This is a genomic window from Pseudodesulfovibrio nedwellii, from assembly GCF_027923765.1.
In the GTDB taxonomy this organism is placed as follows: domain Bacteria; phylum Desulfobacterota; class Desulfovibrionia; order Desulfovibrionales; family Desulfovibrionaceae; genus Pseudodesulfovibrio; species Pseudodesulfovibrio nedwellii.
In genome coordinates, this window is the sequence record NZ_AP026709.1 from 3,440,344 (window position 1) to 3,466,727 (window position 26,384).

Genomic DNA, 26,384 nt, shown 5'->3' on the forward strand with positions numbered 1-26,384 from the left:
GGACATCATATCGAAAATCCGTGGAGGAGTCCACGGTTACTGTATTTACTCTTCCTTCAGGGAAAAAGAGTTTATATGCTGGGTCGCAAATCCCATACCGCGCCGATAGAATATGTCTAATCCTTTGGCTGCATGGGTGATTATCCCTGGAATATGTTCGACATTTTCTTTTTCGAATGGTTCCAGAACCCAGTCACTGATCGGTTTGAATCGATCCTCCGGGCGCCCTACACCGAGTCGAAGACGGAAAAAATCGGAAGAACCGAGTCTTTCCTGAACCGATTCCAATCCGTTGTGACCGTTGTTGCCGCCACCCTTTTTGAACTTCATCCGTCCAACGGGAAGATCCAGTTCATCGTGAACCACGAGGATTTTTTCAGGGGAGAGGCCGTGTCGGCCGCAGATTTTGGAAACGGCTTTGCCGCTGAGGTTCATGAAAGTCATTGGTTTGGCAAGCAGCCGGTATGCTCCGGCAAATTTTGCATGCCACAATTCATAATCACCAGATTCATCGATTTGTTCCAGACGCATAGCTTTGCGGTCTGCTCCAAGTCGCAAAAGATGGTCTACGAGCATGAACCCGATGTTGTGTCGGGTTTTCTCGTACTGTGAGCCGGGGTTGCCCAAACCGATGATTGCGCTTTTGTAATCCATGATCCGGTTGTGTCTGAAATTTATATGGTCGGTGACAGACTGGAGTCTATCAGCCTCTTTGAGCGGAGGCAAAAATAATCCCGGAGCGTGAAATCACGCTCCGGGAAGTCTGTGTATTGTAAAGGGTGAGATTATTCGGATTCGTCCTCACCGACGACTTCAGTGACGATGGCTTCGTCTTCGTCGCCACCGATCTCTTCTTCTTCCTCACGTGCAGGCTGGACTGCAACAACGGCGTAGTTCTCATCAAATACCGGGGTGACGCCTTCGGGGAATTCCACGTTTTCGATGTGGATGGAATCCATGATATCCAATTCGGTGATATCGATAACAATGGAGCTGGGAATTTCAAGAGGCTTACAGATGACTTCGATGGAGTCACGGTAGAGTTCCATAACACCACCGAGCTTGACGCCCTTGGAATCTCCAGTGATCTCGAAGTGGACGGAAACCTTGATTTCGCTGTCCAAATCTACACCAAAGAAATCTACGTGCTCGGGTACACCTTTAACTGGCTCGTTGCGGACGCGCCACAACAGAGAAGGAATGGTTTCAGTCTTGCCTTCTTTTTCCAGAACCAGGTCAAAGACCTGTGCGCTACCCAGAGCGGAATATGCTTTCTGCAAGGGGACCATCGCTACTTTGACGGGGATGTTTGCGCCCTTGGCATCATAGTAGATGCCGGGGACCATACCAGTGGTACGGAGGCGGCGGTTCGGGCCCTTGCCCATTTCTGTGCGTTCCTGAACGTTAAGTTTCAGCAGGTCAGCCATGATGTTTCTCCTGTTACGCCCTGGCCGTTCACTATGAACGGACGCTCGCGCTTCAATTGGTTTACGGGATGATTCCCTTATACGAAGAGTACGGACACGGATGATTCCGTGTGTACATTATTAATGGCTTTTGCCAACAGGGAAGCCACAGAGCGCTGCTTGATCTTGCTGCAGGTCTGAGCTTCTTCGTTGAGCGGGATGGTGTCGGTGACAACCACCTCGGAAAATGCGGAGTCTTCCAGTCGCTTGATGGCCGGACCGGACAGAACCGGGTGTGTGGCACAAGCCAACACGTCCTTGGCACCGTTTTCCATGATGACATTCGCAGCGGCACACATGGTACCTGCGGTATCGATCATGTCGTCGATGACCACGGCGACCTTGTCTTTTACATCACCGATGATGTGCATGGCCTTGGCCTGGTTCGGGGCGTCGCGGCGTTTGTCCACGATAGCCAGAGATGCACCGAGGCGTTTGGCGTAAGCACGGGCACGTTCTACGCCACCGGCATCGGGAGAAATAATGACGAAATCTTCATCATTGCGTTCGCGCAGGTGTTCAAGCAGGGCAGGAGCGGCAAACAGGTTGTCTACCGGACAGTTGAAGAAGCCCTGAATCTGACCAGCGTGCAAATCAATGGTTACCAGACGCTGCATGCCTGCCGTGGAGAGCAGGTCGGCAACCATCTTGGCGGAAATCGGTGCGCGGGGCACGACCTTGCGATCCTGACGAGCGTATCCGAAATACGGTACCACTGCTGTGACGCGAGATGCGCTGGCACGCTTGAGTGCGTCCAGCATAAGACAGAGTTCCATAAGGTGAAAGTTGACAGGGGAACAGGTGGGTTGGACTACGAAGACATCGTCGCCGCGAACGTTCTCACCGATTTCGATGCGGATTTCTCCGTCGGAGAAACGCTCACGCAGAACCGGGGAAGCTTTTGTCCCCAGATGTTCGCAGATAGCGTCGGCCAGTTTCGGACTTGCGGACCCACTGATGATTTTCAGTTCACCGTGCATGATGACAATTACCTCATGGTTATAAAAAAAAGTGGCTGGGGCGGGAGGACTCGAACCCCCGAATACCAGGACCAAAACCTGGTGTCTTACCACTTGACGACGCCCCAACGAAATTTGCCGATAAGCGGTCGATTGCTTCGTTGCTGCGCGAAATTCCGATCCTTGCGTATGAGAATACGCGGCGGCCTTGAATTTCGCTTGCGCCTCGCACTCGACCATTTCTCGGCAAATTCCGTCCCAATTTATCGGGAGGTTGCCGTGGGCGTCTGCGGAGCAGACTGCCGTCGTCGATGAGACGCATTCGCTGTGTGAGCGATACGACCTTTATCTTTGATGGAAAATCTATCGACAATCCATCGTGAAAATTTCAATTCCGTCTTTTTCGAGAGCTTTTGCAGCAATCATTGCTGTGTCTCTGTTTTGGTAAAGGCCAAACAAAGAAGCTCCAGACCCGCTCATCGCGGCTGTTTCTGCCCCTGAGGTCATGATTTTTTCCTTTATTTCCTGTAGTCTTGGATGTTTTTCGAAGACAACAGGTTCAAAGTCGTTTGTCATTTCTCTGGGCGAAACGGGAGATGGAGTCTTAGTATCAGATTCTCGGGTTGTCAAGGATTGGTGAACCTTTGTTGCGTTGTTTTTTTTATCCCAAGCCGAGAATGCCCATGGAGTGGAAACTTCAATGTCGGGGCAAGCTATTAGGAGCGTCATTCCTGATAAAGTTACGGACGCTGGTTCGAGCTTGTCCCCGATGCCTGTGGCCCAGGCCGGACCATCCATGAGAAAGAAAGGAACGTCTGCCCCCAGCGATGCAGCCAGCGAGAGCATGGCTTCTTGTGAAAGCCCTTTGTCTCCTGCTTCGGTGTTGAGCCATGTGAGCATGGCTGCGGCATCGGAGCTGCCGCCACCAAGTCCGCCGCCCATGGGGATATTTTTTGTCAGTGTGACGAAAATACCGGGATGAAACCCAGTAGCTTCGCCGAACCGTTTCCATGCCGTATACATGAGATTTGAAGTCGTCTCGAGTTCCGGTTTTTCCGGGCAGCGAATGTAAAAATGTTCGTCATGGCCAGGTTCGATCTTGATAAGATCACACGGTGTATCCACAGGAAAGAACAGAGTACGCAGTTCGTGATAACCGTCTTCACGCAGCCCAATGATTTCCAGATGCAGGTTGATTTTGGCCGAAGCTACGAGTGTGGCAGGATTCAATAGTCTATTCCTCATAGAAGAAGGGGGCTCCATGTGGAGCCCCCTTTGATTTTACTTGTCGAGCGGCAGTGCCACGAAACTGTTCTGGCCCTGTCGTTTGATGAGGAGCATGACCGCGCCACGCTTCTTGTCGCGTTTAATGACGCTTTTTAGCTCTGCCACGGTGTTTACATCTTTCTGGTTGGCCTGAATGATGACGTCGCCTTGGCGGATACCTTCCTCTCCGGCTGCAGTGTTGCGGTCAACCGTGACCACAACCAGTCCCTGAGTTTTGTCCAGACCGAGAGCCTGTGCTTCTTGGTCGGTGACGGACTTCAGCTGCATGCCAAGAACTTCGGCAGTCTTAGTCGGTCCCTGACCTTTGGGGGTCATGGCGGCCAGAGATTTGTCATTGCGTTGGCCTAGGGTAACGTTTTTGGTCACCTTTTTGCCTTTACTCCATAGACCGAGTCGAGCCTTGTCTCCCGGTGCCAGGCCTGCGATTTGTTTGAGCAGATCATTATTGTCTTCGACTTTTTTGCCGTTGACTTCAAGGATGACATCGCCTTGCTTGACTCCACCCTTGTCGGCCGGAGAACCTTTGCCCACAGAGGCAATCAATGCACCAGTCGGTTCGGACAGGCCGAGAGCCTTGGCTTGGGTTTCACCCACGCGCTGGATGGTTACGCCAAGCCAGCCGCGTTGCACTATCTTGCCTTGCTGGAGCTGGCGGATGATTTTCTCAGCCTGGGTGCTTGGGATGGCAAAGCCAATGTTGTCGGCAGCAGCGTTGATGGCTGTGTTGATGCCGATTACTTCACCGCGCATGTTGAGCAACGGACCACCGGAGTTACCGGGGTTGATGGATGCATCGGTCTGAAGGAAGTTGTCGAACGGTCCGGCCCCGATGATACGGTGTTTTGCTGAAATAATGCCAGCTGTGACGGTATTATCCAAGCCGAAGGGGTTGCCGATGGCCAGAACCCATTCGCCGACCTGAATGGCGTCGGAATTGCCAAGAGGTAAGGTGGACAGTGTTTTGTCAGCCTTGATCTTGATGACAGCCAGATCGGTCTCGCGGTCTGCGCCGACAACTTTGGCTTCATATATTTTTTTATTGTCCTGAAAACGGACGGTCACTTTGTCTGCGCCTTCGATGACGTGATTGTTGGTCACGATCAGGCCGTCGCTGGTGATGACGAAGCCGGAACCCTGCCCCAACTGTTTGCGGGGTTGCCCCTGTTGTTGGCCGAAGAACTGGTCGAATCGGTCGAAAAATTCGTGGAACGGGTGTCCTTCCGGGACCTGTTGACGGAATTGCTGTCCGTGTCCGGGCGCGGCAGTTTTTTCTGTTGAAATGAAAACAACAGCCTTACCTGCCTTGGCGGCCAGCTCCGTGAACACGGGTAGTCCGTTGGCTTGTGCAATGAGCGGCACAGCCATGATAAAGGCAAAAGCGAGAGTGAGTGTTTTGAATTTGCGAATCATAAAGCCTCCGAAAAAATAATGCGAAAAACAGGATGGCGGTATTTAGCCGCTTTTTGGAACTATAGGCCTTTTTTATCAGTTGTAAACAGTGTGAATGAATTTGCACGCAACAAAATGTGCATTGCACAGTCTTGAAGACGAAACACTTGCCTTTTTATCAGCGGTCGGATAGGAGAAATTCCCCGTGCCCCCATAGCTCAGGTGGATAGAGCACAGGATTCCTAATCCTGGTGCCGCGTGTTCGAATCGCGCTGGGGGCACCATGTGGAAATAGAGCCCGTTCTCCTTGGAGAGCGGGCTTTTTTCTGTTTAATGATTGCGTGTACGCCGCAGTTGTTGCAATTATCTATATAATCCTGTTATTTTATTATGAATAGTAAATAGATGATGAGTGGGGAGTTTGCGGAAGTTGTTTTTGCCGAAGACGTTTGAATCGGAATGGAGTGGATAGTCGTATGAGAAACAGAGATTGGTTTTTGGGGAAAAAAAGTGTGCCAGCTTTATGCATGGCGGTAGCCGTGTTCCTGATGGTCGGTTGTTCCTCTTCTTCCAAGGGGGAAGCCATTGATCTTATGCCTGCTCCCGCCATTTATTCCGAGTTTGTCAATCCCTTTGAAAAGGACGTGCTTCCTCCTAGTACTATTTATTATGCCACCAACCGTGCGCCTGCTGTCGAAGGAGAGCTTGCTTATAGCTCGCTTCGAGGGGGCGTTCTTCGGTTTGGTGCCGCCAGTATCAAGATGGGAGAGGGGGATTTTAGTTGGGAGGAAGCCAAACGTATTTCTTTGCTCAAAAATCGAACGGACAAATATCCTCTCAAAGTGGAAAGCGTCAATGAATATGGTGTACTTGGTTCAAGTTTGAACGGATTTGTTGCAAAGGATTTTAATGAGGTCGGAGTGGAAACGACCGGTAAGGAATTTGCTCGGCATATCGATGAAAAATTGAGTCGGTCAAAACGGAAAGATGTTTTTGTGTATGTCCATGGATACAAAGTTGACTTTAATAATCCTATTTTGGTTACGGCTGAATTGTGGCATTTCCTTGGATACGATGGTGCTTTCATTGCCTATTCATGGCCGTCCACGCCGAGAACGTTGGCATATTTGTCAGATCTTGAGACTGCGGAGCTTTCATCATATCAGTTCCGGGCATTTTTGGAATTCCTTGCAAAAAAGACGGACGCTGAGCGAATTCATATCGTTGGTTACAGTGCTGGGACTCGGATTGTGGATAAGGCGCTTTTCCAGCTGACCCTTGCCAACAGGCACGTTTCAAAGGAAGGTTTGAAGGAGTTAAAGCTCGGCCATGTGATGCTTATCGGCAGTGATATGGATGGCGCTATTTTTGCGGCGAATATTCGGGAAGGTATGCTCGATATCGTCGAAGATCTTTCTGTTTATGTGTCAGATTCTGACAGTGCTGTGGCTGTGGCGGAATGGCTTTTTGATTGGGGAAGGCTTGGTCAAGTCTCGCGTGAGATGTCTGTGCCGGTGAAGAGTTTTCTTGAGGCCAATCCCAAGCTCCGCGTTATTGATGTGACAGGGGCAGCGGATGCAGATGCCGGAAATGGGCATGGATATTTCCGTGATAGTCCCTGGGTCAGTAGTGATATACTCATGACCTTGATGTACGACCTGCCACCTGAAGAAAGAGGATTGGCCAAAGATGTCGATATGCCCATATGGGAATTCCCGGAGGATTATCAACAGCGGCTTTTGGAAAAACTGCAAGTTAAATTAAAGCCCCAGTAAGAGCAGCCCTTGTGGGCGGAGGGCTTTTGTGGCGTAGCTTCGATACATTTTAGGCTTCCACTCATTACTTGATTTCTTGATCCTTGAGCGATAGTGCATCGCCACGACGTTATCTTGTATTGGAGCCATATAATGACACAGAATTCCTTTTCCGATCTTTCTTTTTCTCTTGATATGCCCAAATGGGCCGTTTCAACCCTTGAATCATTACCAACGCATATGCCGACGCCGGAAGAGCGCATGGCGGCTGTTATCGAGTTTTCGCGACAGAATTTCCTGAGGAATACTGGTGGGCCTTTTGCTGCTGGAGTGTTTGAACGGGATTCCGGGCGGTTGGTCGTTATCGGCGTGAACCGCGTTATGCCGTACAATTGTTCGTCGGCGCATGCCGAGATCATGGCCTTGTCATTGGCTCAGAAGATGCTCGGGACCTATGACCTTGGCGCTGAGGGGCTTCCAGCCCATGAGTTGGTAGTCAACTGGCGGCCTTGTGCAATGTGTTTCGGAGCAGTGATATGGTCCGGGGTGCGTTCGTTGGTTATTGCAGGGTCCGGGCCGGAGTTGGAAGAAATTACCGGGTTTGACGAAGGGCCGGTCAGTGAGAATTGGCGGGTTGAATTGGATCGACGCGGTATTTCCCTGACTAATGATGTCCTGCGGGATGAAGCTATTGCCGCCTATCGTGAATTCGCGGCTTCACAGAACACCGTTTATAATGCGCGGCAGGGGAATTAATGACGTCTACTTCTCGTGCCGTCATTTTACGGCACGAGAAGTAGACGGTTAAAGAATTGTTATTCGCTTTTCAATGAAGCAATCAAAGCCTTGAGCTGCACCGACTGTGCGGCAAGGTCCATGATGGCTTCCGTCGCCTGTCCCATGCCTTCAGCTGTTTCAGTGGAGATGCTGTTTATTTCATCAGCAGCCCGATTTATTTCCTCACTTGCGGCGGATTGTTCTTCACTTGCTGTTGCGATGGAGCGCACACGATCAGAACTGTCGTTCACTAGCTCGACGATATCCTGCAATTCTTGACCAGCTTTTTTGGCCAATCCGGTAGTCATCGATACGACCTCGTTGGTGTCGTTCATGTGGTTAATGTTACTTTCGGTGAGTTTTTGAATCGAGCCGATGGTACTTTCAACTTCCTTTGTGGCGGACATGGTTTTTTCAGCCAGTTTCCTGACTTCATCTGCCACGACCGAGAATCCTCTCCCGGCTTCTCCTGCACGGGCAGCCTCAATGGCGGCATTCAGAGCCAGCAGGTTTGTTTGGTCTGCAATATCATTGATGACATTGATTATTTCACCAATGCCAAGGGCGCGTTCTCCCAAAGAATGCAGGCTCTCCCGCATGGCCTTAGTCCTGTCTGACACGGTGCCTATGGCTGTGATGACTTCTTCAACAACAGTCAGGCCGGATTCTGCCACGGTTTTGGCGTTGTCAGTCTTTTCGGCTGCAGTGGAAGCATTTGAAGCGACTTCAAATACCGTTGCGTTCATTTCTTCCATTGCTGCTGCGGTTTCGAGCGTCCTTAGCTTTTGAGTCTCGGCACCCTGTGCGACCTGTTGTACCTGAGCGGCAAGCTGCTCACTGGCTATGGAAAGATGGTGCGATGAGTCTTCTAATGTAACCGCTGCCTCATGGCGGGCAGTAATTCCGGCCTGCTCTGCGTGAGTTTGCGCTTCTTCAGCTGTTCTTTTTGCTTGCATGGCCTGTTGTTCATGCTCTTTTGCCGTCTCGATTTGTTTGACAAGATTTTTGTTTAGTTCTTCAATTTCCTGCATACCCTTGTTTATTTCGGCATGGAGAAACATTTTTTCATCTTTGGCGTTTTTCCATGACGCCCAGAGAATGGGGATGAGAAGAAGAAGGAGTGCGAACCCTTTGCCGATGGACATGAGTGCGCGGGAGAACAACATGTCGTGGATGTCGTTCATTCTGATATCGGCTCCGGTGACATATCGGGTGCCATCCGGGGCCGTGAATGGAACCAGTATGCAATGAAAGTTTCCATCGCTGTTTTCATAATCTTTAAATACCGTCTTGTTGGAAGAAAATATGTTTTTTAGCGTCGCACTTGCATCCACACAGGGGGCCATGAATTTAATGTAGTCTCTCGCTGCAATGTCGTCGCGAGAAGCATTGGAGCTGGTATAAAACACGTCGCCGTTTTTCTTGATCATCGAGTAGAGGTTGACGATGTTCGTGTCTTTTATGGCGTCATTCAAATCTGAAAGTATGCTGGTGTATGTTTGCACATCAGATTGTTTTGCAGCAATACCAACATGGTAGTCCTTTCCGATGATTGCAGGGATGACATGTGCGGCATTTTTGAGTTGTTCATCTGTTGCATGCAGCACCTGATTCTTGGTGGAAAGGTATTCGTATCCAGAGAAAAGGAAAACGCCGAGTATATAAACGGCAAAAGCAATAGTCAGTCTAAGTACATTCTTTTTCATGAGAGGTTCTATCTTTTTTTTGTGGTGAATATATTGTCGCAGAATGGACGATGACTGACAGTCATCGTCTATTGTTTGGCACACGTAACCGATTGACTTCATAGTGAAAGTTGCAGTTTGGAAACGTCGAAGCCTGCGTCATCAGTGTGGAAAGTCAGGGAGAAAGATCGTGGACTATCGAGTGCATGTACATCCAGCTATTCATTGAGTATCTTTTTCGAGACAATTCTGATGAAATAGTCTGTAAATACAAAGTCTTGTACCAATACTTATATGCATTATATTGAGTCCACATGATGTGAAATCGATCCATAGGCCATCACTAGGGAGTCGTCAACATCAATGCATCCCTTCAAGTGTGAAGAAAGATCATCTGTTGGATGTGTGTATGGGAGCATGGAACAGAAAAAGTTTTTCCAAAGAGACAAGACGCATTGGTTTTTCAACATTGCTTGGAGAATGATAATTGATGACAGGGGATTAATTTTTGGCGTAGCTTTTTGACGACCAATTCTTTTTTTTACGAAGTCATGGTGGAGGAGGCGAATGAACCTCGTTATTGTGCTCGCATCGATGGTTCTTCAGTTTGCGGCTGGGTTTCTAGCCTTGCGACTTATCATTGATACTGATCGCAGTTGGGCCTGGATCCTTCTGGCTGCGGGGATTTTTGCTATGGCGTTTCGCCGTGTTCATACTTTGTACGCGATGTATTCAAAGGGCGTTGACCCCTCGCTGCTCTATGAAGGCCTTGGATTGGCTGTCTCCATTCTTCTTTTTTTTGGTGTTTTTATGGTTGCCCCGATGATACGGGATATGCGCAAAGCGACGGCTCGTTTGGCGCGAAGTGAAGAACGGTACAGGACTGTTGCCGAATTTACACACGACTGGGAGTATTGGCTCGCACCTAACGATACGTATCAGTATGTTTCTCCGGCCTGTGAAAGAATCACCGGGTACGGCCCGGATGAGTTCTTCCTTGATCCTGAATTATTTGAACGATTGATCCATCCCGATGATCGTGAAGTGGTGTTGAGTCAGATTTCTTCGGTTGAAAAGATGCACCAGCGCATGCGGTTTGATTGTCGGATAATCGCCAGGGATGGACGTATTCATTGGGTCGCGTACAACAGCATGCCTGTGTATTCTCCAGATGGGCTTTATCTTGGCGTTCGTGCGTCGGTGAGAGAAATTGAACATCGCAAACGGTTGGAGGTCGAACTACGTGAAAGCCGTGCTTTATATCAGGGATTGATCCAAGATTCCCGGTCCATGATATTTCGGCTTGATCCTTCGGGGCTGGTGACATTTGTAAACAATCAAGTCCTCGGCTGTTGGGGATGTGTCGAGTCTGATTTCCTTGGAAAGTCGATTAAGGATATCCTTTTGGGCGATGGTGCTGGTTCTGATGGAGCTTACCAAATGGATGATTTTTTGACTTCTGGCGGACGGTTTGAACTGGAAACGACAGTGAAAATGTTCTGCGGAAGTACCATCTGGTGTCAGTGGGGTGGCAGTGTACTTCGGGATATTGAAGGCGGGATTAGTGGTTTTGTTCTTGTTGGGCTCGATGTTTCCAATCGTAAGGCTTTGGATAAGTTGAAGGAGAATGTGACACGGGTTGTTCGACATGATCTCAAGTCTCCGCTTTCCGGTATTATCGGCATCCCGCGCCTGCTTCGGAAGGACAACAATATCACTCCACGACAGGCTGATTTGCTTAAAGCTGTTGAAGATGCTGGAAGCCTTATGCTCGAACTTCTCAATCAATCCATTAACTTATATAAGCTGGAAACTGGGACTTATCGATTCAATATTGAGGAATTTGATCTTGTTGAATTGCTCGGTATTATTGTGAAATCCATTCAGGTCAGTCAGGAACGACCAGCAAGTGTTGTGGTGACGATGGACGGAAATTCTGTGGGGAATGAAGGGCAATTCTTGATTTGTGCTGAGCAGCCGCTTGTTTTTTCACTTTTTAGCAATCTGTTGCGAAACGCTTTTGAAGCCAGCGAGAAAGAGCCGATCAGCGTGGATTTGCGAAATGATGGCGGGTGTGTGGTTCGTATTCATAACGCCGGGGTGGTTCCTGAATCCATACGAGCGTCTTTTTTTGAGAAGTACGTCACCGAAGGAAAGCCCGGTGGCACGGGACTGGGAACCTTTAGTGCGAAGCTTATCGCACAGTCCCATGGAGGTGATATTACAATGGATTCGTCAGCAGGAAGCGGGACGATCGTTACAGTCTGGCTCCCCCTGAAAACGGAGTGCTTTTCCTGTTAATCCTTTATTCCTCGATCAGCCCTTAAAAAATATCGAGTCATATCAGCCCGACTATTGTGGAATCATGGCCACCGTGGAGATCAAAATCAGGGGCGAGAGTCTAAAAGGGGCATCGCCGTTTAAGCCTGTGAAGGGATGACTTTTACGCAGTACATTTGGTTTTTGTCCCTGGAACCGGCGGAATTGAAAAGGAGAAGCAACTGCCTTTTCCAAAAGTCGATTCAACCCAAATCGCCCCGCCGTAGTGCTCCACGATTTCTTTACAAATGGTAAGGCCAAGTCCGGTTCCTCTATCTGCTATGCGAATGGTGTCACCCAAGGGCGATTTGTGGAATTTTTCGAACAGGTGAGGCAATTCTTCGTCGGGGATTCCTGGTCCTGTGTCAATGATAGACAGGATCAAGCTCTCGCCGTTGTCCCGCAGGGAAACAGTTACGGTTCCATGTGGAGTGAATTTGTAAGCGTTATTGAGCAGATTGATAAGCACCTGATGCATTTTATCGGGGTCGGCGTGAATGAGACGTGAGGTCGACGGTAAATCGGTTTTGAGTTGCACCCCGGTTTTGGCGGCAAAGCTGCCAGAGGCCGTAGTGGTCGCTTTGGTGATGATATCGCAGGGATTAAGAAGGGAGTCGTGCCAGGCCGCTTTGCCTGATTCAATACGATTGATATCCAGGAAATCATTGATAAGGCGTGTGAGGCGTTCGCCTTCTGTGTCGATAATTCCGAGATTATCCCGAATGCGTTCGCCCTTTCCTTTAAGTTGCTTGTTCTCCGTGAGAGGGTGGAAATATCGCGTGAAATCACGGGCGCAGAGTTTGGCAAACCCACGTATGGATGTCAGCGGTGTGCGGAGTTCATGAGAAACTGAAGAAACAAGAGCTGACTTGATTTCATCCAATTTGCGAAGTCGTTTGTTGGCATTTTCGAGTTCAGCAGTCTGTGTCTTGAGTTCTGCGGTTCGTTGATCGACTTTTGATTCCAACTTTTCGTTGAGTCGGGTCAGGGACTCTTCGTTGGCTTTGCGTTCAATGGCCATGGCCACCTGCTCGGAAACGGCTATCATGAAAGTGACGTCTGTTTTTGAGTATTGCAGGGGGTTGGAATAATCCTGTACGACCATGACGCCCATGACCTTGCCGTTCAGTCTGAGTGGAACACCGAGCCATGCTGCAGGGGGGGTACCGATGATGCCAATTTTTTTGGTCATGGCAATATCGTTTGGACGAGCCGAGGAAAAACGGAAAGGGTTGCCTGTCCTATATACATTGATGGACAGGCTGTTTTGGTTTGGATCGCTGATGCCACTGATGTCGATATAGTCATCTTTTTCATCGCGAAAATAAACGAATCGCATCGTGTCTGTTATTTCATCGACCTGTGCAATGAAGAAATTTTTGGCGTGAATCACATCAGCAATAATGGCGTGAATGGCACAGTAGAGTTCGGAAAGGTCGCGAGTGATGGTTATGGCCGCAGAAATGGCATAGAGAGCTTTTGTCGTGCTTTCATTGAATCGACGCGTAGTGATGTCCTGAAGAAATCCCTCGTAATACTCAATGTCTCCATTATCGTTATAAATTGCACGGGCATTTTCGGATATCCATATTCTGGATCCGTCTTTGCGTTTGATGTGCTGCTCGTAGTTTTGCAGCGTGCCGTTTTTAGCGAGTTCTTGTAGAAAAACTTGCCGATCATTTGGGTTGACCCACATCTGTTGACAGATGTTGTTGATGGTATTGATCATTTCCGTAGGACTGTCGTATCCCATATAGCGGGCCATGGCAGTGTTGACCGTCAGGAATTGTCCGTCCAGAGTGCATTGGTAGATGCCATCTGTCGCATTTTCGAAAATGGTTCTGTAGCGTTCCTCGCTGTCGCGTAGGGCGTTTTCAGCCTGTTTGCGTTTGGTGATGTCGGTATGCGTTCCCGAAAGACGATACACTGTGCCGTTTTCATCTTTGGTGCTGCCGCCTCGACCGAGTATCCAACGGATCGAGCCATCCTTGTGGAACATGCGAAATTCTACTTGAAATTGATCAATCTTGCCGTCGACGCATTCCCTGTTGGCGGCTATGCACCGTTTCGCATCATTGGGATGGACTGCGTTTTCCCATGAACTGATCTGGTTAGGGAATTCTTCATCGGTATATCCGAGAATTTCCTTGTATCGTGGAGAATAATATACGGAATTGGTTGTCAAATCCCAATCCCAAAGACCGTCGTTGGCTCCCCATGTCATGAGTTCGTATCGCTCTTCGCTTTTGCGTAAAGCTTGCAGAGCCTCTTTTCTTTCCGTGACATCAATGAGAGAGCAGACCCGATCATTGGTATCTGGAATAACGCCTACAAAAACGTGAACCTGTTTATGAATTCCGTTGCGGGCAAGGAAAATGAATTCATAATTGTCGGGAGCCGAGTTGGTTTTGAGCGTACGGGTGGCATGGTAGGCTTGCATTCGTTCCAGTTCTTCGGGGGGAACAAAATCCGACCAACACATCTTTCCTTCAATCTCTTGGGTTGAGTAACCGGAAAGTCTTTCATATTGTGAGTTGCAACTGCGGATAACGCTATTGGTGTCGATGATGGTCATGGCCGTACCCGTGTTTTCGAACAGCGTACGGTAGTAAGTTTCACTTTTGAGAAGAGCCCTTTCAACGAGCTTCATGTCAGAGATGTCGACGATAATGCCGCGTATGCCTGCCGTACGGTTGTTTTCGACTATCCGTTGGGAATAGACCTTGATGGGAAAGGTGGATTTGTCTTTGCGAAGAGCAATGTATTCTTCGCCCTGAATGATTTCACCCTTGAGGATAGAAGCGACGCTGTTTTGGGCTTGGCTGACTGAATCCGGGTGAATGATGTCTGCCAAGTGAAGGCCGTCTATGACGTCCTTTGGGGAGTATCCGTAGCTTTTGAGGGCATATTCGTTGGTGTACCGTAAGTTCCCCGCGGTATCGAGTTCAAAGACGAATTGAGGTAGGCCTTCAACTATATTGCGGTATTTTTCATTATCTGTGCCCGCCACAGCAAAGCGGAGCTTGTTCAGCTCCGCTATAAGCTCCGCTTTTGACTTTTCGTGATCTTCTCTCATTGCTTCCTCGTATGTTTTGTCTAGCAAAAACAAAGGAAGTTCGGCAATGATAAAGAACCCGGAAAGGCTGCGAGTTCCGTTCGAAAACGGTTTGTTTAATCTTTTTTCTTGCCCCGAGTCATGTAAGGTCGTTTACCGGGACGTTGTCCACCTTTCTTGTGGAAGTCACGACGGTAGGATGGTTTCTTTTTGAATTCGCCTTGTGTGATGAGCGGTTTGCCATCTCTGCTGTTGACCTTGTTCATGACCTTGTCGGCTTCATGATTGGGGACAGTGAACGTGGTTTTGTTGCCTTGCACGCGAACATGCTGAATGGACCAAGGTTTGATATGAGCGGACTGGGCAACAAATTCAACGAATTCTTTTGGACCCATGCCGTGAGCGCGACCTAGTGCGCAGACGAGATCAACTCGTCCGGACTGACCACGAGAACCTGAACCAGGGCCGGCAAGATCGATTTCGCGATAGCTTGAGGCGATCAGTTCGTCTCCGAAGGTGTTTTTGAGCAGGGCGGCCACGACTTCGGCGGCATCTTTTTCAGCCATCAGTTCGCGGGCCATGTCCAAGTAGTTGCTATGGCCTTCAGCTTCCATGATTGCGTTCAGTTCGGAAACCACGCGGCTCTTCTTGGAATATATTACATCTTCGATGCGCGGCAATTTTTCTTTTTTGATCTCAATGCCGGAGCTTTTGGAGATGAACATGAGGCGACGGAATTCATTAGGCGCGATCAGAGTGATGGCAACGCCTTGTTTCCCTGCTCGGCCTGTACGTCCGGTGCGGTGTACATATGTCTGTGGGTCCTGAGGCAGGGCAAAGTTGACCACGTGTGTCAGGTCCGGCACGTCAATACCACGTGCTGCAACATCTGTTGCCACAAGGATGGTTGCCTTTTTCTTACGGAAACTCGCCAGAATTTTTTCACGCTGGCCCTGCGAAAGATCACCATGGATCGGTTCGGAAGGATACCCACGCTGGGTCAGTCGGGCAGCTACCCGATCTGCATCAGCACGTGTGCGTGTGAAGACCAGACCGTAGAAGTCCGGCTGGGCGTCGATAACTCTGCAAAGAGCCTCAAAACGGTCTGAGTCGGCCATCTCATGGAAAATCTGTCGAGTGAGCGGAATGTCGCTTTTTTCAGGCTTCACGGAGACGACTTCGAAGTCGCCCATGAATTCCTTGGCAATGCGCATAACCTCTCGAGGCATGGTGGCCGAAAAGAGCAGGGTCCGACGATCTTCGTTGGCGGAAGCGAGAATTTCGCGGACATCTTCCACGAAGCCCATGTTGCACATCTCATCCGCTTCATCAAGAATGAAGAAATCGAGATTGTCGATATGCAGGGTGCGGCGCTTAAGATGATCCATGATGCGACCAGGTGTGCCAACAACAACGTCAACGCCTTGTTTCAAGGCTTTCAGTTGCATGTGAATAGCCTGTCCACCGTAAACGGGCAGAACCCGGATGCGTTTTTGTCCTTTGAGTGAATTGATTTCCTCAGCCACCTGAATAGCGAGTTCGCGGGTGGGGGTCAGGATGAGCGACTGGACGTGGCGTACCTTTTCCTGGGCGGCTTCAATAACGGGAAGGCCGAAAGCGGCGGTCTTGCCGGTTCCGGTCTGGGCCTGGCCCACGATATCCACAGAGCCGTCGAGCAGCATGGGGATGGTCAGGGCCTGAATGGGGGTGGGGTTCGTAAACCCTTTAGATTCCAGAGCGGTCAGCGTGGCAGCCGACAGCCCCAGTTCCTTGAAACTGGACATAAAAATTCCTTTTAAAAAAATATCGTGTAACCCAACACTGGGACAATAGCATAGATAACCGCAAACGCACAGACGCGCGATGCGCATTCTTTATGGTTTGAGGAAGGAGAGAAAAGGTGAAGGGTTTGGGGGAAGAGGAGAAAGCGGAACCCATCTTTTGAGTTCTCCCTCTTTCCTCTTCCCCCAACCGCCGAAACCGACTTACCGAGGGCGGAAGGTGATTCTGCCGCGGGTGAGGTCGTACGGGGAAAGTTCCACGGTGACAGTGTCGCCAGGCATAACGCGGATGCGGAATTTGCGCATTTTTCCAGAAATATGTGCCAGCACGGTGTGACCGTTTTCAAGTTCAACGCGGAACATAGCGTTGGGCAAGGCTTCTTCAACGGTGCCTTGAACGACGATTCCTTCTTCTTTAGCCATCTATTGCTTCCTCTTGTTTTTTGGAGACGGGAAAAGCCCGCCCTTTTTTGGACAGGGCGGGCTTGTTGTGTCGTAAATTGATGAGAGTGTCAACGTCTACCAACGCGGACGTTCGGGGCGTGGGCGAGCCTCGTTGACTTTGATATTGCGCCCGCCCATGTCGGAGCCGTCCAGACTTTCGATAGCTTCCAGAGCGCCATTGTCTTCCATTTCCACGAAACCAAAGCCGCGGGGGCGACCGGTTTCACGGTCATTGATCAATTTGACGGAGACAACTTCACCGTATGTTTCAAAAGCTGCGCGTACATCCTCTTCCGTGGAACTCCAGGGCAGATTGCCCACATAAATATTCTTAGCCATTGTGTACCCAACTCCAAAAAAATATAAAGAATAATGAATAGAGCGATCGTTCGCCCGGTGAAATAAGCGAGAGGAAATTAAAGCGCGCGAGCCCTTCACAACCAATAATCATTTCACCCATTGTCAGTGAAATCCGTTGATATACCGGACGCATCCCCATGAACGCCACTGACCCCTATGGTAAATTGACTTACGCTTTGAGGTAGTAGTCGTCAAGAAAAAAAGGCAACAAAGTATAGAATGTCTTAGATTTATATTTAGAGTATGAATTTCATATCGTTGAAAATTTTGTCTGCATCATAGAGCCCTGGATATTTTGCTGCAATGGAATCCATTGTCGAATAATAATTGTCCCATCCAGCGGCTTCGGCAACCTTCTTTTTATCCACGAAAATTTTGAAGGTGGTACCTCTTGGGCATTTTGTCAGATTGATTTCAAGTACACCATTGGGTGTCATTTCGGTCCAGAAGGCGGACCATGCAGTCCGATCTCCTTCCGTTTTTTTGTATTTTTCGAAATAGGCCTCGAAAATGTGTTCGATATCCGCTCGTTCCATGGTGTACCTCCCGTTTTCAGTCCGTAGTGAAGTCGTCCAGTGTGAACCATGTCCCTGCGATGTGGCTCGAATGGAGCGGCTCATATTCTGCCTTGGTTCCGCCACCGTGATGGTAAGCGCAGAAAAAAGTTCCGTCTTTGAGCCTTGTCCAGCCGGAATATCCGAAATCCGGTGCTGCTGCGTGTCGATCATTGCGCAATTCAAGGACATGGTCGCGTACCCAGTGGTCAGGCAGTCCGTTTTCAGCCTTCCAGTGCCAAGTATATTTTCTTTCGTACGCAGGTTCCATGATATTTAGGTTCACACGTCGCCATATGCAGTCCACACCGTTGTCCTCAAAAGGATAGGGAGCACCGAACATGATGGGCCGCGTTTCAGCGTGGTCCGGGTCAACGGAAATAGCCGCTGCTTTTGTGTCGTTGACGTGCAGGGTCACGACCCCATCGGCGTAATGAAAGCGGATACGGTTGAATTGTCCCGTTGGAAGAGGGGTGGAAAAAGATTCTTTCGCGTCCGGGGTTATGTTTCCTGGTGTGAGCCGCCACCATGTTCCAAAGCGAATGCCGCATCCATTAGTGTCAGCCGTGTCGACTCTGACTTCGGCTTCCAGTGTTGCAGTGGCCGTGCGTGGATCAGTCATGGGACGGAGTGCATAGCGAACAACGGACTCGCTGCCCGGTGTGTTGTGGATACGCATGCCGTCCTGCGTGAATGTTGGGTTGTTTAGATCTGCTGCAAGTCCGTGGACCCTGAAGCCGGACATTAGTTCATTCACGGTACCGCTCCATGCTGAGGTTCCCCAGTCCGGTCCTACATTTCGGTAGGTGACGAGGAGTCGTCCATCAGGAAGCAGTCCCATGGTCGGTCGATGTCCCATCAGTGGAGTGTCTACCGGGGCGGACCATGACGCGCCGTTATCCGTACTGATTGAACAGTACATCGGTTCGAATACGAAACTGTTTTCTCGCATGAGAGCGAGGATACACCCATTTGGCAATCTGGTCATGGATGCTTCACATAGGACCAGATTACGATGCTCGGCAAGGATGGAATGTGTGGCCCAATTCAGGCCGTGATCTTTAGAGCGGAAGATCATCTGTTGTGTGGGAGGCTGACGAATGGCGGGATGCTCTTCGCTGCCGAGATGACGATGGCCGGTGGTTAGTAAAACATTATTGTCGAGGCTCATGATTCGGTCATGCATGTCGTGAGTCAGACCGGTTGTCGGGAATGGGATCCATGAACGCCCGTTGTTGAGGCTGCGATGAAAAATGCGGGAGCTGTCCGAAATAATCAGTTCGTTGTCTGATGCCATGTAGAGGCGAGGACAATGGCTTGTTGGCGAATCCAGATAAATCGGTTCAGACCATGTTTTCCCGTTGTCCCGACTTGTTTTAACGACAAGGACGCGACTGGTGGGCCTGACATGTTTGTCTGCTTCGTTGTATGCAACTACCAACGATTCTTTGCCAGTGCGGATCACATCAGGAAAGGCAATATATCGGCCCGGCCTGCGGTCGATGACCACATGGCGGGTGGGATCGTCGGACAGACTGGGCATGTTTTGTAGTCTGCCTTATTCTTCGCCGCGTTCGTCCTGTACGCGCTTTGTCTTGGCAAAACTGCGCGGCAGTTCTCCCGGATTTAAAATACGGACATCACTACGCACCAGAATGTGTTTGCGAATTTCAGTGGATAACTTTTGGGCGAGGTGTTCATTGTCCGAGACATTCGCTTCGGGTGTCCGTTCTACATCCACGGCCATATGGTCCAGTCCGTCGCGACGGGTCAGGGAAATCTTGTATTCTGCGGAAAGGTCGTTGAATTCTTCCAGCACTGAACCAATTTGGCCGGGGTAGATATTTACGCCACGGAAGATGAACATGTCGTCGGAGCGCCCCATGATCTTGTCGATACGCGGCATGGTTACACCGCAGGCACAATCGCCGGCAATTTTTCTGGTCAGGTCGTGGGTACGGTATCGGATGAGCGGAGAGGCTTCCTTTTGCAGGGAGGTCACGACCATTTCACCGACTTCGCCGGGGGCTACCGGCTCTAGGGTCTCCGGGTCCAATATCTCCATGATGTAGCGGTCTGCCCAATAGTGGATGCCGTCATGGGCCTGACATTCCAGACCGGTTCCTGGACCGTAGAGTTCGGTCATGCCGATGATGTCGAAGCTGTCTTCCAGTCCGAGGGCTTCTTCGAACTGACGGCGCATTTTGGGAGTATGAGTTTCAGAGCCGAATATCGCTTTTTTCAGGGCTATTTGTTCGAAGATCCCTTGTTTCTGGACTTCTTCGCCCATGAGAAGGGCCATTGATGCCGTAGAGCAAAGGCAAGTGGATTTTAGATCAGTGAGCATCTGGAGTTGAATTTCCAGCAGACCGGGACCAACAGGCAGTGCCATGGCACCAAAACGTTCGCAACCGAGCTGGAAGCCTGCTCCGGCGGTCCACAAACCATATCCTACACAAATCTGGATACGATCTTCGATGGTCAGTCCGGCCAGTTCGTAGCATCGGGCAAACATATCCCGCCAGATATCGAGGTCTTTTTGGGTATAGGCAAGAATCTTTCGTTTGCCTGTGGTTCCGCTGGAGCCGTGGATACGGACAACATCTGATTCTGGTACGGAGAGCAAGGGCATGGGATAGCCGTTTTTCAGATCGTCCGCCGTGGTGAACGGAAGTTTTTGGAGGTCATCCAAAGATGTAATGTCACCGGGTTTCATCCCGACGTCATTCAATCGAGCCTGATAAAATGGGCTATTGGCGTAAGCGTGGGCCGTGGTCCATTTTAGTCCTTCAAGTTGGATGTCGGCGATCTGTTCTTCTGTCAGATGTGGAATAAAACGATGGTCCATGCGCGGCTCCCTTAATGCGTTCTGTCTGCCATCCTCTTGTGTCGGGTTGTGAAATCCGATAGTTCATAGGATGTTGCTCTCGCGGTATTCATGCAGTAAAAACGGCAACTCTTCAAGTGCCGAGGGGCATTATGGACGCTATTCCCACATGGATTTTTTATCTGGCTGCCGGAGTCATCGGTCTGGAACTCGGTAGCCTGACCACCATATTCATTCAACGGTGGATCGATGAGGTACCCATTCTCAAGCCGGGCGGATCCCGTTGTCCTTCGTGTGAACATAAACTCGGGATGCTTGATACCATTCCACTTTTGAGTTTTATTGTGCTCAAAGGACGGTGTCGCCATTGCGACGAGTTCATTGGCGGCCAGTACATGCTGGTCGAGCTTTCCTGCATGGCGTGGGCTTTGGCCTCGGCTTACCGTTTCGGTCTGTCCCCGGAGTGGGGTGTATACTTGATTCTTGGTGTCATGCTTATTGCCGGAAGTTTTATCGATTTTGAAACGTTCCTTTTACCTGATCGTATTACACTGGGTGGAACCTGCATAGTTTTCGTAGCCAGTTTTTTTCTTGAGAACGGCGTGGGATGGCAAAGTACTTTTCTTGGGGCAGTGGCCGGTGCCGGTGCCTTTTGGGTTTTGCAACAGGGGTATCGACTGTTGCGCAAAGAGGAAGGACTGGGCACAGGCGACGTCAAACTCATGGCTATGATCGGCGGAATGACCGGATTGGCGGGATTACCTCTGACCATTTTTGTTGGTTCGGTGTCCGGTATGATTGGCAGTCTTTATTATACGATTCGTCCCGGCACGGATGGCATACGCGGGAAGGTGCCATACGGTCCGTTTCTTAGCCTCGGGTGTATGGTGTATCTTTTGTATGGCAAAGAAATCATGGCTTGGTGGAATGTATGATCAGACATGCTGCGTTGTACCTTGTTATGATTATGAGTTGTCTATTCTGTTTTCAACCTGCTTGTGCTGCAGAGACTTTTTTGCTTGATCAATGGGACTGGACCAGTGGCGGCGAGGTATCAGAGGATAGTTGGCTTAAAATGTCCGCGGCCTCAACTCCAGTCAAGAAACCTGAATATTTTCCTATAGACGACCCGTATGAGGAAGATCACAAACCCGTGGAGCCGTCCACTCGGCTGTTGCCCATATGGGGGGATGAAGCTCGGGCCAAGGGGTATGAACTTCCTCTGCCTTTCGGGTTGAGTATTACCAGTCTGGTACAGCGGCAGGAACCGAAGATTGAAAATCTCAAGTTTGGATTCGGTGATCCCACAGCGAGACCGGGGATTGATCTTGAGGGGTCCGAAGTGATCAGCGCGACCATGCTGGGCAGAGCCGATGTCTGGTTATTCCCTTTTCTCAATGTGTATGGTTTCGCCGGAGTTATCGCAGGGCATGCGGATATCCGTGTGAACGTGGCCGGGTTTACACTTGGGGGTACTGTCATTGATGATTTTCAGTTGGATATTGACAGCGACTACACGGGGTATACCGGTGGGCTCGGTTTGACTCTTGCCGGTGGCTACAAACAATATTTTGGGTCACTAGATATGAATATGGCTAGAACCGAGCTTGATTTTCTCCATGGAGAAATCGAAACATATACCGTCACTCCGAGGATTGGTATTCTTGTGGATTCTGAACGGTACGGAAAGGGAAGTTTCTGGGCTGGTGTCATGTATCTTGATTTGGAAGAACGATTACACGGTTCTATTGAAACCAATATTCTTCCTGGTCCTGGATCCCGTAAGCTTAATTATGATCTTATTTTTACCACCGAGAATCCATATTCAGCCCTGATGGGCGGCATGTGGGAATTTTCCAAGAGAATGCAGGCGTTGGTTGAGGTGAGCTATGGTGGGCGGACTAGTTTGACCGGGCAATTCTCGTATCGTTTTTAGGTTTGGGACGTAAGAAAGCCGCCCGAGGATGACAGGCGGTTTCCTTTGCAGTCACCGAAAAGTGGCCGTGGGCGGGGTTAACGCCCCCGATCCGGGTTGGAGACGACCAGTATTGGTGCTACTATTTGTTTTTTTGTGGCGACAGGGCGAGAACGTTTGCTCTTGGGTTTTTTCTTAGGCGGTGGGGCAATAGTTTTATCGGGTGAAGGCGTGAGGCCTGCCACCATGATGTGCGGTTCCGGTCCTGCGTTTTCCTGATGATAAAGATAAGAGACAACCCGGTCGATGCCATCCACGCTGAGAGCGTGTGACATGATCCGATCACGTTCCTCTTTTCCCTTGATGACTCCGAGCAGAATCATGTCTCCATGGACAATTTCGACTTCAATGGGTGTACTTGTTACTTCGAAATCGGCCATGAGTTGTGTTTGAAGGTCCGCATACTTGGCCTGCTCATGGAAATATTCGTTTTCTTCCATGTCCTTGCGGAGATAAAGACAACTGATGATAGCCCGCTTCCCTTTCACGTTGTCAGCGCATTCATAGATATACCTGAGTTGTTCTTGGGAATCGTATTCCCCGACAAGGTAAAGCTTCCCGAAATAACTGTATGTGGTGATTTGTCCGGCCCTGACTTCTTTGCTTTTGTACAGTTCCGCTTGAGCGTGGCCTGCTATGATGGCATCCATCATCTGCTGTTCAGTTGTTCGTTCATCCACGGCAGTGGCATACATGGACTGGCTGCCACCCACGAGTGATGAGACGTATGCTGGTGCACCGGGGATGAGCCCGATGCCAAACGGCACCGCGGCACACCCCGGTGAAAGGAAGATTACGAGTATGAGAATTGCTTTTTTCACGATGAGTCTTTGCGCCTTTTCCCGTGGGTATGAACTGGTTCCACCTGCTTCCAACGAAGCAAGAATCTTGCCATAGGGGAACCCTTTTGAATAAAAGGCCAAAAGACTTAGAGTCTCAAAGGTTTTGCAATAATTGTCTTTTTGTTGATTAAAACAAGTACTCCATAAAAAATAGACTTCATCTACTCACGGGAGCGGGCGAAGTCTATTTTTTATGGAGTACTTGTAGAAACTCTAATATTTCCCGAGTCCGAGTTGCGGCCAGTATCCGTTGTACCCTTTACAGATGATCAGGGTAAATTTTCTGGCTGGCTGACCATTGAAGCTCGACTCGTAGAAAATGGGTTCACTCACGGAGTCGAACATTTTTTCAAGCTCTGCGATACGGCCTTTTTGAAAGCGTTTGCGCACCATAATTCCGTCCCACCCGAGCTGGCCGTTGGCTTCCGGGTTGGGCCAGAGGTCATACTGATTCATGCGTCGGTTATCAGTCCATGGGCAGTAGGTGATGGGTTGGCCCGGAATATAGAAGGCGAGTTCCGAGGTAAAACCGTAGTTGTCGCTCATGGCAAAGACTTTGGCGGGGTCGTTAAATTCTGTTTGGGTCAGTTGTTCGATTTTTGTGCCGAGATCTTCCCATCCTTTGAGTCGGTGGGTGGGGTTCAAATTGTCTGGGACCGGCAGAATTGGTGCAACGTAGATCAAGCCCGTTACAGCGATTGCGGTTGTGACAAGTATAAATTTGCCGCGCATTTTGCGATTGGGAGCGTGCCACCATGCGTGTAGCCCCATGCCACCGAGCAGGGCGCCAGCCATGAAAGCCACCGCAGTCCAGTTGGCTTCTACTTTTGAGAAAAGCGCTTTGAAAGTAATAATCGCCCAGAGTGGCCAGAAAAACAGGACCGATTGGAGGTCGCGTCTGTATTTTGCATCGAACGCGCCGACTGGGCCGACAAAGGATTTACCCAATGCTTTTTTACTGCCCATCAGGATGAAGATGAACCACCAAGGAGCGAGCAGGCCAATCTGTGCGCCGAGCATTTCAAGAAATGGCATGAAGCGAACGGAAAATTCTCTGCCAACGCCTGTGGAGAGTTTGGCCACATGTTTATAGGCCACCCAGTCGTTGTGCATATTCCATAATATGATGGGAGCAAGGCCGACAATCGTACCGATGAGAGAGGCCAGGAAAAAGCGTCTCCAAAAGCGGGATGGCATTTGGCCGCGCAGTTGCAAAATCAGGGCGTAGATAATGCCTAGGCCTAGAAAGCTGAGCATCATATATTTAGCCAGAATGCCTATGGCTACACAGAATCCCAGGATGAAGAAAGGCCAGTTGGATGGCGTGGAGTCCGGGGTGTTTCGTGTGGCTGCCGCCAGAGCAAAGAAGGCGACCGTCCAGCAGAAAATCAAAGGGTTGTCTGTTGTGGCAAGGATACCCAATCCGTTCAGAAGCGGCATGGTCACGGCAACCAACAGGACAAATATGGCCATGGAATATTCCCGCCATATTCTGGACACACCTATGTATAGGGCGGCTTGAATACCTGTCATGCCGATGATTGAGCCGAACCTGACACCCAGTTCTGTATTGCCGAACACCTCGGTCCAAGCGGCGATCATCCATGCGATGAGCGGTCCCTTGGAATAATAGGATAACTGTGGGCGACGAATCCAATCCCAGTACTGAGCCTCATCTTGTACCAGATTGAGCTGGCCGGAATCGACGAACCAGTAGCGGACGGCAAAGGACAGGGCAATGATCACAAGTGCGATCAGGTCCCGTGTGGGAGAATATGTATTTTTAGGCGAAGTCATGATGAGGACAGGTATATTATATATACCCGCCTTGGCAAGAAGGAAGCAGAGGAGCCTCCCCGTGCACCCCTATCTCCCTTCCTAAACTTTTTGGGTGCGCTTAGCGCAAGGGACCTTTGTGTAGGGGATAGTTTTTATTATGAATTACACCATCAAATTGCGAATATTCCGCCAAAGGCGGCACTAAAAAGTTCTGGAAGGGGAGTCCAGAGGGGAAACCTCTTTCAAGAGGTTTCCCCTCTGGCCGCCGGAGGCATTCTTAATTCTTTATTTCCACGGCTCCATGAATTCATCACTCGACTTGCCGGATTCGACGTGAGTGATGAGTGCGGAACCGAAAACGGCGGCATCCATCAACCCGTCGAACTCGTCGAGCTGATCGGGATGCTTGATGCCGAAACCGAGGGCGATGGGGATGTCGAAGACTTCCTTGGCCTCGGCCAGTTTTTCTTTGATACGAGTGGGTAGGGCTTTACGTTGGCCTGTGGTGCCGAGTACGGACACGAAATAACAGAATCCGGACGCATTTTTGGCGTACAGCTTCATGCGTTCCTTGCTCGTGTTCAGTCCGACAAGGGGGACCAGCGCTACGCCGTGTGGCTCAATGGCATCCTTGACGAACTGGGATTCTTCATGGGGTATGTCTGCGATGATCAGCCCGGATACGCCTGCGGCCTCACAATCTTCGCCGAATTTATCCAGTCCGTATTGGTAGACAGGATTCAGGTAGCCCATGAGCAGTAGGGCGGCATTGAACTGGCCCTTGCGTGCCTTGAGTTCCGCGAGAATCCACTCGAGGTTGATGCCGTCTTCCAGACATTTCAGCGAGGCCTTTTCCACGACGGGGCCATCGGCCACGGGATCGGAAAAGGGCATACCTATCTCAATGACAGAGGCGCCGGCCTTGTCCAGTTCTTCCATTTCCTTCCAGAATTGTTCCCGATTGGGAAATCCTGCCGGGAGGAATGGAATGAGACTGACCTTGCCTTGCGCGGTGGCCTCTTCAATTTTTATTTGCATTGGATTCATGAATATCTCCAAATTCTATTCTCACAGTAATGATTCACTCCAACTTTTTGTTACTAACGCGAAGCGCGCCAAAAAGTTTTGGAG

At 49.9% G+C, this 26,384-nt stretch carries 21 protein-coding genes and 2 tRNA genes; 6 read left to right on the plus strand and 17 right to left on the minus strand.

The features are described 5' to 3' along the window. Positions 1 to 45: 45 nt before the first annotated feature. The 6 genes from pth to SYK_RS16065 form a co-directional block, all read right to left on the minus strand. The gene (gene pth / locus SYK_RS16040; protein WP_281763283.1) at positions 46 to 654 is read right to left on the minus strand and encodes an aminoacyl-tRNA hydrolase; all 609 of its coding nucleotides are present in this window, start codon (positions 652 to 654) and stop codon (positions 46 to 48) included. A 131-nt stretch (positions 655 to 785) separates the two neighbouring features. Continuing rightward, entirely contained in the window at positions 786 to 1,427 is a 642-nt protein-coding gene (locus SYK_RS16045; protein ID WP_281761282.1) for a 50S ribosomal protein L25, read from the minus strand. Positions 1,428 to 1,504: 77 nt separating this feature from the next. Further along, positions 1,505 to 2,446, minus strand: a complete 942-nt coding sequence (locus SYK_RS16050; RefSeq protein WP_281761283.1) for a ribose-phosphate diphosphokinase — start codon at positions 2,444 to 2,446, stop codon at positions 1,505 to 1,507. A 32-nt stretch (positions 2,447 to 2,478) separates the two neighbouring features. Then, positions 2,479 to 2,553 (minus strand) — tRNA-Gln (locus tag SYK_RS16055). Between the two features lie 235 nt (positions 2,554 to 2,788). Further along, positions 2,789 to 3,670, minus strand: coding sequence for a 4-(cytidine 5'-diphospho)-2-C-methyl-D-erythritol kinase (ispE, locus tag SYK_RS16060; protein WP_281761284.1), 882 nt, complete (start codon positions 3,668 to 3,670; stop codon positions 2,789 to 2,791). Positions 3,671 to 3,706: 36 nt separating this feature from the next. Further along, positions 3,707 to 5,122, minus strand: coding sequence for a Do family serine endopeptidase (locus SYK_RS16065; RefSeq protein ID WP_281761285.1), 1,416 nt, complete (start codon positions 5,120 to 5,122; stop codon positions 3,707 to 3,709). Between the two features lie 186 nt (positions 5,123 to 5,308). On the opposite strand from SYK_RS16065, the gene SYK_RS16070 reads away from it, so the two are divergent. From SYK_RS16070 to SYK_RS16080, 3 genes are all read left to right on the plus strand, one after another. Then, a tRNA-Arg gene (locus SYK_RS16070) sits at positions 5,309 to 5,385 on the plus strand. 192 nt (positions 5,386 to 5,577) lie between these two features. Continuing rightward, complete coding sequence (locus SYK_RS16075) at positions 5,578 to 6,876, plus strand: alpha/beta hydrolase (protein ID WP_281761286.1); 1,299 nt, start codon at positions 5,578 to 5,580, stop codon at positions 6,874 to 6,876. A gap of 132 nt (positions 6,877 to 7,008) precedes the next feature. After that, positions 7,009 to 7,611 (plus strand): nucleoside deaminase, encoded by a 603-nt coding sequence (locus SYK_RS16080; protein WP_281761287.1) that lies wholly within the window; start codon positions 7,009 to 7,011, stop codon positions 7,609 to 7,611. Between the two features lie 59 nt (positions 7,612 to 7,670). Here SYK_RS16080 and SYK_RS16085 read toward each other — a convergent pair whose 3' ends face one another. Beyond that, positions 7,671 to 9,338: a methyl-accepting chemotaxis protein gene (locus tag SYK_RS16085; RefSeq protein ID WP_281761288.1), complete on the minus strand. Its 1,668-nt coding sequence runs from the start codon at positions 9,336 to 9,338 to the stop codon at positions 7,671 to 7,673. A gap of 546 nt (positions 9,339 to 9,884) precedes the next feature. On the opposite strand from SYK_RS16085, the gene SYK_RS16090 reads away from it, so the two are divergent. Further along, complete coding sequence (locus SYK_RS16090; RefSeq protein ID WP_281761289.1) at positions 9,885 to 11,618, plus strand: PAS domain S-box protein; 1,734 nt, start codon at positions 9,885 to 9,887, stop codon at positions 11,616 to 11,618. A 142-nt stretch (positions 11,619 to 11,760) separates the two neighbouring features. Here SYK_RS16090 and SYK_RS16095 read toward each other — a convergent pair whose 3' ends face one another. The 7 genes from SYK_RS16095 to SYK_RS16125 all read right to left on the minus strand — a co-directional run bounded on the left by SYK_RS16095 (position 11,761) and on the right by SYK_RS16125 (position 20,678). Further along, positions 11,761 to 14,712 carry a sensor histidine kinase gene (locus tag SYK_RS16095; RefSeq protein WP_281761290.1) on the minus strand — a complete coding sequence of 984 codons (2,952 nt, stop codon included), beginning with the start codon at positions 14,710 to 14,712 and terminating at the stop codon, positions 11,761 to 11,763. 95 nt (positions 14,713 to 14,807) lie between these two features. After that, the gene (locus SYK_RS16100) at positions 14,808 to 16,475 is read right to left on the minus strand and encodes a DEAD/DEAH box helicase (protein ID WP_281761291.1); all 1,668 of its coding nucleotides are present in this window, start codon (positions 16,473 to 16,475) and stop codon (positions 14,808 to 14,810) included. Between the two features lie 201 nt (positions 16,476 to 16,676). Continuing rightward, positions 16,677 to 16,895, minus strand: coding sequence for a translation initiation factor IF-1 (gene infA / locus SYK_RS16105; protein WP_163810014.1), 219 nt, complete (start codon positions 16,893 to 16,895; stop codon positions 16,677 to 16,679). 96 nt (positions 16,896 to 16,991) lie between these two features. Continuing rightward, entirely contained in the window at positions 16,992 to 17,255 is a 264-nt protein-coding gene (gene rbp / locus SYK_RS16110; RefSeq protein ID WP_281761292.1) for an RNA-binding regulator, read from the minus strand. A gap of 257 nt (positions 17,256 to 17,512) precedes the next feature. Further along, positions 17,513 to 17,812, minus strand: a complete 300-nt coding sequence (locus tag SYK_RS16115; RefSeq protein WP_281761293.1) for a hypothetical protein — start codon at positions 17,810 to 17,812, stop codon at positions 17,513 to 17,515. A gap of 16 nt (positions 17,813 to 17,828) precedes the next feature. Then, entirely contained in the window at positions 17,829 to 19,373 is a 1,545-nt protein-coding gene (locus SYK_RS16120) for a sialidase family protein (RefSeq protein WP_281761294.1), read from the minus strand. Between the two features lie 15 nt (positions 19,374 to 19,388). Further along, positions 19,389 to 20,678, minus strand: coding sequence for a phenylacetate--CoA ligase family protein (locus SYK_RS16125; RefSeq protein ID WP_281761295.1), 1,290 nt, complete (start codon positions 20,676 to 20,678; stop codon positions 19,389 to 19,391). Positions 20,679 to 20,809: 131 nt separating this feature from the next. On the opposite strand from SYK_RS16125, the gene SYK_RS16130 reads away from it, so the two are divergent. Then, positions 20,810 to 21,592 carry a prepilin peptidase gene (locus tag SYK_RS16130; RefSeq protein ID WP_281761296.1) on the plus strand — a complete coding sequence of 261 codons (783 nt, stop codon included), beginning with the start codon at positions 20,810 to 20,812 and terminating at the stop codon, positions 21,590 to 21,592. Continuing rightward, positions 21,589 to 22,593, plus strand: a complete 1,005-nt coding sequence (locus SYK_RS16135) for a hypothetical protein (RefSeq protein ID WP_281761297.1) — start codon at positions 21,589 to 21,591, stop codon at positions 22,591 to 22,593. The genes SYK_RS16130 and SYK_RS16135 overlap by 4 nt, the downstream gene beginning before the upstream one ends. 77 nt (positions 22,594 to 22,670) lie before the next feature. Here the strand turns inward: SYK_RS16135 and SYK_RS16140 are convergent, their stop codons facing one another. The 3 genes from SYK_RS16140 to trpA all read right to left on the minus strand — a co-directional run bounded on the left by SYK_RS16140 (position 22,671) and on the right by trpA (position 26,300). Next, a complete protein-coding gene (locus SYK_RS16140) occupies positions 22,671 to 23,555 on the minus strand; it encodes a BON domain-containing protein (protein ID WP_281761298.1) in 885 nt (294 codons plus the stop codon). Between the two features lie 132 nt (positions 23,556 to 23,687). Continuing rightward, on the minus strand, positions 23,688 to 25,271 hold the full coding sequence (locus tag SYK_RS16145; RefSeq protein WP_281761299.1) for an ArnT family glycosyltransferase: 1,584 nt from the start codon (positions 25,269 to 25,271) through the stop codon (positions 23,688 to 23,690). 267 nt (positions 25,272 to 25,538) lie between these two features. Then, positions 25,539 to 26,300 carry a tryptophan synthase subunit alpha gene (trpA, locus tag SYK_RS16150; protein ID WP_281761300.1) on the minus strand — a complete coding sequence of 254 codons (762 nt, stop codon included), beginning with the start codon at positions 26,298 to 26,300 and terminating at the stop codon, positions 25,539 to 25,541. Positions 26,301 to 26,384: the final 84 nt, after the last annotated feature.

Bases quoted from the DNA above. Each gene is read 5' to 3' on its own strand.
- pth (WP_281763283.1), bottom strand. From the start codon at position 654: ATGGATTACAAAAGCGCAATCATCGGTTTGGGCAACCCCGGCTCACAG.
- SYK_RS16045 (WP_281761282.1), bottom strand. From the start codon at position 1,427: ATGGCTGACCTGCTGAAACTTAACGTTCAGGAACGCACAGAAATGGGC.
- SYK_RS16050 (WP_281761283.1), bottom strand. From the start codon at position 2,446: ATGCACGGTGAACTGAAAATCATCAGTGGGTCCGCAAGTCCGAAACTG.
- ispE (WP_281761284.1), bottom strand. From the start codon at position 3,670: ATGAGGAATAGACTATTGAATCCTGCCACACTCGTAGCTTCGGCCAAA.
- SYK_RS16065 (WP_281761285.1), bottom strand. From the start codon at position 5,122: ATGATTCGCAAATTCAAAACACTCACTCTCGCTTTTGCCTTTATCATG.
- SYK_RS16075 (WP_281761286.1), top strand. From the start codon at position 5,578: ATGAGAAACAGAGATTGGTTTTTGGGGAAAAAAAGTGTGCCAGCTTTA.
- SYK_RS16080 (WP_281761287.1), top strand. From the start codon at position 7,009: ATGACACAGAATTCCTTTTCCGATCTTTCTTTTTCTCTTGATATGCCC.
- SYK_RS16085 (WP_281761288.1), bottom strand. From the start codon at position 9,338: ATGAAAAAGAATGTACTTAGACTGACTATTGCTTTTGCCGTTTATATA.
- SYK_RS16090 (WP_281761289.1), top strand. From the start codon at position 9,885: ATGAACCTCGTTATTGTGCTCGCATCGATGGTTCTTCAGTTTGCGGCT.
- SYK_RS16095 (WP_281761290.1), bottom strand. From the start codon at position 14,712: ATGAGAGAAGATCACGAAAAGTCAAAAGCGGAGCTTATAGCGGAGCTG.
- SYK_RS16100 (WP_281761291.1), bottom strand. From the start codon at position 16,475: ATGTCCAGTTTCAAGGAACTGGGGCTGTCGGCTGCCACGCTGACCGCT.
- infA (WP_163810014.1), bottom strand. From the start codon at position 16,895: ATGGCTAAAGAAGAAGGAATCGTCGTTCAAGGCACCGTTGAAGAAGCC.
- rbp (WP_281761292.1), bottom strand. From the start codon at position 17,255: ATGGCTAAGAATATTTATGTGGGCAATCTGCCCTGGAGTTCCACGGAA.
- SYK_RS16115 (WP_281761293.1), bottom strand. From the start codon at position 17,812: ATGGAACGAGCGGATATCGAACACATTTTCGAGGCCTATTTCGAAAAA.
- SYK_RS16120 (WP_281761294.1), bottom strand. From the start codon at position 19,373: ATGCCCAGTCTGTCCGACGATCCCACCCGCCATGTGGTCATCGACCGC.
- SYK_RS16125 (WP_281761295.1), bottom strand. From the start codon at position 20,678: ATGGACCATCGTTTTATTCCACATCTGACAGAAGAACAGATCGCCGAC.
- SYK_RS16130 (WP_281761296.1), top strand. From the start codon at position 20,810: ATGGACGCTATTCCCACATGGATTTTTTATCTGGCTGCCGGAGTCATC.
- SYK_RS16135 (WP_281761297.1), top strand. From the start codon at position 21,589: ATGATCAGACATGCTGCGTTGTACCTTGTTATGATTATGAGTTGTCTA.
- SYK_RS16145 (WP_281761299.1), bottom strand. From the start codon at position 25,271: ATGACTTCGCCTAAAAATACATATTCTCCCACACGGGACCTGATCGCA.
- trpA (WP_281761300.1), bottom strand. From the start codon at position 26,300: ATGAATCCAATGCAAATAAAAATTGAAGAGGCCACCGCGCAAGGCAAG.